We start from the raw sequence: 6,465 nt of genomic DNA on the forward strand, positions 1-6,465 counted from the left end.
TTCATAACCAACGTTAATGGTCCTAACACTGCATGATGGCTAACGTTGGCGTTATATAAAATAATACTACGTGAATTTACAACTACATCATTTCCAATATTTACTTGTCCAATTTTCATAATACGATCTTCAAACAAGTGGGTTTGTGGGCCTGAGAAGCTATTAAACTCTGCACGGTCACCAATGCTTACACAGTCGAACTCAGTGATATCCGCCGTATCCATGTAAACATCTTTACCAATTTGAACACCCAAAATACGCAAGAAGAATGGCAGCATTGGCGTTCCTCTTAAGTAATTTAAGAAGTTTGGAATGGCAACTGATTCATATAAGCTGGTAATCCCTTCACTTAACCACACAAACATGGTCCACATTGGCGCTGAACGTGGTTGATAACGACCAATTAAAGTCCACTTCATCAATGCGACAATAATGAAACAGCCTACACCATAGAGTAAACCAGCAAGCGTTAAAGCCAATAAACCAGTTGGGATGTTGTATTTATTAATAACATCGATAACTTCAAGCACAATCATATAACCCACACCAATTGCGAGTGCGGCTGGTAATACAACACGAAGGCCTTCAATAAAACCACGCATGAAACGGCGCTTGAAGCTTGGTTTAAACGTTAAGTGGTCAGGATATTTTTCGGCAGCTTCACGTGCAGGCAATAATAATGGCGGCGAACCAAACCAAGTTTGACCATCATACATTTCAAGGTTATCTGGTGTTTTTGACTGTACGCCAATTAAAACGTTATCTGGTAAAACAGTTCCATCAGCAATATAAGCACTGTTGCCGACAAAGCTACGGTTACCGATTTTGGTCGATTTTAATGTCATCCAACCGCCTTTGATCTCTTCATCACCCAACATTACAGCATCGGCAATAAAGCTTTCTTCACCCAAAGTCAGCATTTCAGGAATAACACCATTTGCGGTAGAAATTTCGGTATTTTTACCTACTTTCGCCCCTAACATACGGAACCATGTAGGCGCATAAATCGTAGCAAACAGACCGTGCAATGTTTGTAAGCTTGTTTCTAAAATTTGAGATGCAAACCATTTACGATAATAGGTGCTGCCATGAACAGCGTACGTTCCAGTCTCAAGACGAGGCAATGCAATTTTGCGTATTGCTGAAGAAATGACAGCCGTAATCATCATCATCATTGCACTAGCTGGAATCGCTAAAGCAAAATAATAAAGTGCGATTTGCAGGTGGTTATTTGGATTAATATTAAATACGTTTACATCTAACCAATCGACCAAAAGGAAACTTGGGAAAATTGGAATAAAGAACAGACAAGCAATGATTAACGCACTAACACCATAATATCCATATTCAGAAATTTTACGAATGAACGATAATTTAGGGCGTTCTGGCATTTTAGCGTGTTCATCGACATGCCCTATTTTTTTAGCTGGCGTACCATCCCAAATTTCTCCGGCCGGCACCATTGTGTCATATTCAATTGAAGTTAAGGCATTTACATGAGCTTGTTTTTCTAACACTGTATTTTCTTCTAATACAGCATATGAACCCACATAACTATCTTCTTTAAGATGAATTGAACCCAACACCAAATGTCCATGTTCGACTTTGGCATTTTCTAAATTCACTTGAGAGCCAATACTCACACCATCTTCAACAGTTAATAAAGATGGCATGCGAATATGAACTGAACTAATGGTGACATCATGTCCAATTTTTGCGCCCAGTGCTTTTAAATAGAGGTTAAGTAAAGTTGAACCTGACAATAAATAAACTGGTGAAATATTGCTAATACGGTCTGCTAACCACCAACGGAAATACGTCATTCCCCAAAGTGGATAACGTCCTGCGCCAATACCCAACATTAATAATCGTTTCACCGTAATTGAAAGGACGAAACTACTAATAATAACGCTGATATAAACCAACAGAGACAACGCGATTGCATATGGAATGCTGTCTCGGGTTCCACCTGTAAAATAGTGATAGGTAAAGAATGGTGCTAACCACTGCAAAATATTAATCGAAATTAAAACTGGAATGGTCACAAGCTGCGCAATACCACATAACCATTTATAAGTTTGATTACGCGGGTTGTCTTGCCCAATTTGGCTATCAAATAATGTTGGTTCTGGCTGTTCCAACATTAAAGCAGCAATTGCCCCCACTCTTCTCGCTTGATATAAGCTTTGAATTGTAAGATGGCTATATTCTTGATGTTCACGTAGGTTTGAAATTAAAACGGCTGCTAACAGCGAATGGCCACCTAAATCATCAAAGAAATCCGAATCTAGTTTAATCGGCATGTTCGGAAACAGACGGTTCAAAATTTCAAATAAAATTTCTTCGGCTGGATTTTGCGGCTGATCAGATTCACTGCGGTCAATCACACTCGTAAGCGGTCTTACTTTTAACGCTTTACGGTCAATTTTTCCAGATAATAAACGCGGTACTTCTTCAATAATCTCAAAACGATTCGGCACCATATAAGGTGGTAAACGTTGAGCTAGAGTATGTCGAAGTTGCTTAATTTCTATCGGCTGTTTGGCATCAAGTTCAGCTGCAATAAAAGCAATAAGCTGATCAATTCCGTCTTCTTGACGCAAAATTACCGCTGCGGTACCAATCCCATCAATATCACAAAGTGCCGCTTCAATTTCACCGAGTTCAACACGGAAACCACGGATTTTCACCTGATCATCGGCACGGCCTAAGCAGTGGACTTGCCCAAATTCATCAATTTTTGCCAAATCACCAGTACGGTAAAGTAACTCTTCATCCGCACTCATTGCCCAAGGGTTTTCAATAAACTTATCAGCCGTTAAATCAGGTCGTCCTAAATAGCCTGGTGCTACACTCGGACCGAAAATACACAGCTCACCCGTTTCACCTTGAGCCAATAATTCTCTTTCAGCGTTAATCACCAACATGCCATAGTTTGGTAAAGGTTTACCAATCGTGACGGGTTTACCACGTTCTAACGACTCAAGGCTTGCAGTAACCGTAGTCTCAGTTGGGCCATAAGTGTTAAACATTTGATGGTGAGGTAATGCCCAACGGTCAACCAGTGAGTCCGGACACATTTCCCCACCTAAGTTAATAATTCTTAGGTTAGGTACATCTTCAGGGAATAAAGCCAGTAAGGTTGGAACAGCATGTAATACAGTAATTTGTTCCTGCTTTAGTGTTTGGCATAAACGTTCAGGGTCACTGACAAGCGACTTAGGTGCAATCCACAAAGTTGCGCCAACCAAATAAGACAGCCAGATTTCTTCAAACGACATATCAAAAGCGACAGAAAAGCCTTGATAGACTTTATCTTGCTCTTGAATATCTAAAATATTATTTTCACTACGTAGAAAGTGACAAATATTTTTTTGAGTAATTACAATCCCTTTCGGCTTACCCGTTGAGCCTGACGTATAAATAATATACGCAGGTTGATCGGAGGTCGTTCTAGCTAAAGGAATATTTTCACTGAGTGGCTTTTGAAGTTCAGTATTTGTCCATTTTGTTTGTGGCACTTCAGCTAAGTGTTCATACCATTCATCGGTAGTAATCATCCCGACAGCTTCGGCATCTTCAAGACAAACCGCAATACGGTCGGCTGGCGTATCCATATCAAAAGGAAGCCAAGCTGCGCCACTCAAACAAATCGCCAATTGGGCTTTTAAAAGCTCAATACCACGAGGTACCCATAACCCAACAATATGACCTGGTTTTACCCCTCTTATCGTCAAATGTTGAGCCATAATTAAGGCTTGCTGATATAACTCCCCATACGTCAACATTTTATTTGCTTCAATTAAAGCTGTTTTATCTGAGAGATTTTGAGCAGTTTGAATAAAAATATCGGCGAGTACTTCATCTTGCAAAAATTCGGGGTGAAATTTACCACGAATAATATTCTTCGAACTTGTTACGAATTGGTTCATTTTTTATAACTCACTTTAATTTTTTGATTTAGCTAAAATAAAGTCACGTTTGAGTTTTTCTGACCTATTAAAGAAATCAATTGCTATGTAATAAATTAAAGAGTTGAACTTAAATGAAGATTAAAGTTTTTATTTTAAGAATGGAGAGTGAACTATTAAATGAGAAGAACAATCGATTTTTATTACTTATAAATCAAACTAAGATGACAATAAGAAAAAATATAAGCACATATTTTTATAAAAATTAAATAGCGTTATTCAAAATTGATATATAACAAATTACTCATTGCACAACGCTACTTCACGAACTAAGGCAAGAAAGGCTTTCAAACCAGCAGATTGGTTGCGTCTTCCTGAATAATATAAACAGAGACCAGACATACAAGGCATCCAATCGTCCAAAACAGAAATAAGTTGACCTGACTCAATTTCAGCACGAACATCTTGTTCCATAAAGTATCCTAAGCCAATATTCTCTAATACTGTAGCTCTTGATAAGCTTGCCTCATCAAGGGTAATCGGTCCTTGCACATCAATTTGAATAATTTCTCCATTTTTTTCAAACTTCCAGCTAAATAGTGCACCATCAGGAAGACGTACTCGAATACATTTATGTCTAAAAAGATCTGTTGGTATTTTCGGCTTTCCGTAACGCTCCAAATACTCAGGTGAACCAACAACAACATATCTTTGAAGTTTACCAAGAGACACTGCAATCATGTCACTTGGAACAAGATGGGCAACTCGAATACCTAAATCAAAACCATCAGCAATAATGTCAACAAGTTTACCCTCAGTCACCAAATCAATATTCATTTCTGGATAACGTCGAAGAAATTCGATAATCACAGGAGAAATAATTTCTCTCGCCGCAAATGCAGCCGCATTGATTCTTAATGTACCTGAGGGTGTTTCTCTCTGCGAACGTACAATATCTAAGGCACTATGAATATCCTGAAGAGCAGGCCCGACTTGTTCTACAAAAAGTCTGCCTGCTTCTGTCAATGAGACACTACGTGTTGTCCGATTAAACAGACGTACACCCAAATTTTCCTCTAATTTACTAATTGCATGACTTAAAGCTGTTGTAGACATCCCAAGTTCAATCGCAGCGCTACGAAAAGTTCCTCGCTTGGCGATTGCCATTACTGCTTTTAGATCATTTAAATTTGCTCGTTCCATTATCCTGATTTATTCAACTAAACATCCCATTTTATACGGATTGTTAGAACAATCGTCAAATTATAAAATTTAAAACACTAATTTAGATCATTCAAAAAGAGCGACTCATGAAAGATATACCAGAAGTTGTTAGCGCATACTTTGATGCTGATCAAGCGAACAACGTAGATGCTTTAAACCAAATTTTTTCTGACTCTGCCATTGTTGAAGACGATGGCAGTCTATACAGAGGAATTGTAGAAATTCGTACATGGTTGCTAACAATGAAAGAAAAATACCAGTACTCTCTTGAAATTATTGAGGTTTCTAATACAAACCATATCAGCACGGTTTTAACACAAGGGAGTGGCAACTTTCCAAATAGCCCTGTGAAACTTACGTTCCAGTTCACACTTGAAAATGGCAAAGTTGTTAAATTGAGGATTTATTAATGGAAGATTTTATTACTTTAAAAGGAAAACGTACCTTAATTACTGCGGGTACAAAAGGTACTGGCGCTGCCACAGTTCAATTATTCCATGAACTCGGCGCAACAGTACTAACTACTGCTAGAACTCAACCAGATTATTTACCGAATAATGCACATTTTGTTTCTGCTGATCTCACAACTCGAGAAGGTTGTGAAGCTATCGTCCAAGCAGTACAAGAGATATTAGGTGGTGTGGACATAATTATACACATGCTTGGTGGTTCATCTGCACCAGCAGGTGGATTCGCAGCATTAACCGATGAAGAGTGGTATAAAGAACTTCATCTAAATCTGATGCCTGCAATACGTATTGATCGTCAACTAATTCCCGATATGATTCAGCAAGGCCAAGGTGTTGTAATCCACGTTACGTCAATACAACGCTCACTTCCGTTACCAGAAGCTACGACAGCTTATGCTGCTGCAAAAGCAGCGCTAGCGACTTATAGTAAAAGCCTGTCAAAAGAAATATCCCCCAAAGGTATTCGGGTTGTTCAAGTCTCACCAGGATGGATTGAAACAGAGGCATCTATTGCTCTTGCAGAGCGACTGGCTTTACAAGCTGGCACAGATTACGAGGGTGGTAAAAAGATAGTTATGGATTCAATCGGAGGAATTCCTATTGGACGACCAGCTAAACCTGATGAAATAGCAAATCTTATCGCCTTTTTGGCCTCATCCCGTGCGTCTGCAATTACGGGTACTGAATATGTGATTGATGGTGGGACGATTCCTACCGTTTAATAGTTATGTTGAATCACGCTATATTATATTTTTTCTTCACTTGAGCAGTTTAGAATTACAGGTAAAAAAAAGCCCTCGTCATTAACAAGGGCTTTTTAAGAATTTGGCGGAAGCGGTGAGATTCGAACTCACGGAGGA

At 38.9% G+C, this 6,465-nt stretch carries 4 protein-coding genes; 2 read left to right on the forward strand and 2 right to left on the reverse strand.

Annotated features, from left to right (window positions below; genetic code table 11):
- Both posA and UC75_RS08485 read right to left on the reverse strand, forming a co-directional pair.
- A partial coding sequence (posA, locus tag UC75_RS08480) for a delta-poly-L-ornithine synthetase PosA (protein ID WP_049837363.1) occupies positions 1 to 3,932 on the reverse strand: 3,932 nt, incomplete at its 3' end.
- Between the two features lie 279 nt (positions 3,933 to 4,211).
- A complete protein-coding gene (locus UC75_RS08485) occupies positions 4,212 to 5,114 on the reverse strand; it encodes a LysR family transcriptional regulator (RefSeq protein ID WP_049837292.1) in 903 nt (300 codons plus the stop codon).
- 107 nt (positions 5,115 to 5,221) lie between these two features.
- Between UC75_RS08485 and UC75_RS08490 the strand changes: the two genes are divergently transcribed.
- Both UC75_RS08490 and UC75_RS08495 read left to right on the forward strand, forming a co-directional pair.
- Positions 5,222 to 5,545 (forward strand): nuclear transport factor 2 family protein, encoded by a 324-nt coding sequence (locus UC75_RS08490; RefSeq protein WP_049837293.1) that lies wholly within the window; start codon positions 5,222 to 5,224, stop codon positions 5,543 to 5,545.
- Positions 5,545 to 6,327: an SDR family oxidoreductase gene (locus tag UC75_RS08495; protein WP_049837294.1), complete on the forward strand. Its 783-nt coding sequence runs from the start codon at positions 5,545 to 5,547 to the stop codon at positions 6,325 to 6,327. Before UC75_RS08490 ends, UC75_RS08495 begins: the two co-directional genes overlap by 1 nt.
- The last annotated feature ends 138 nt before the right edge of the window (positions 6,328 to 6,465 follow it).

Origin of the sequence: Acinetobacter sp. V2, from assembly GCF_001188385.1 — a bacterium.
In the GTDB taxonomy this organism is placed as follows: domain Bacteria; phylum Pseudomonadota; class Gammaproteobacteria; order Pseudomonadales; family Moraxellaceae; genus Acinetobacter; species Acinetobacter oleivorans.

Bases quoted from the DNA above. Each gene is read 5' to 3' on its own strand.
- UC75_RS08485 (WP_049837292.1), bottom strand. From the start codon at position 5,114: ATGGAACGAGCAAATTTAAATGATCTAAAAGCAGTAATGGCAATCGCC.
- UC75_RS08490 (WP_049837293.1), top strand. From the start codon at position 5,222: ATGAAAGATATACCAGAAGTTGTTAGCGCATACTTTGATGCTGATCAA.
- UC75_RS08495 (WP_049837294.1), top strand. From the start codon at position 5,545: ATGGAAGATTTTATTACTTTAAAAGGAAAACGTACCTTAATTACTGCG.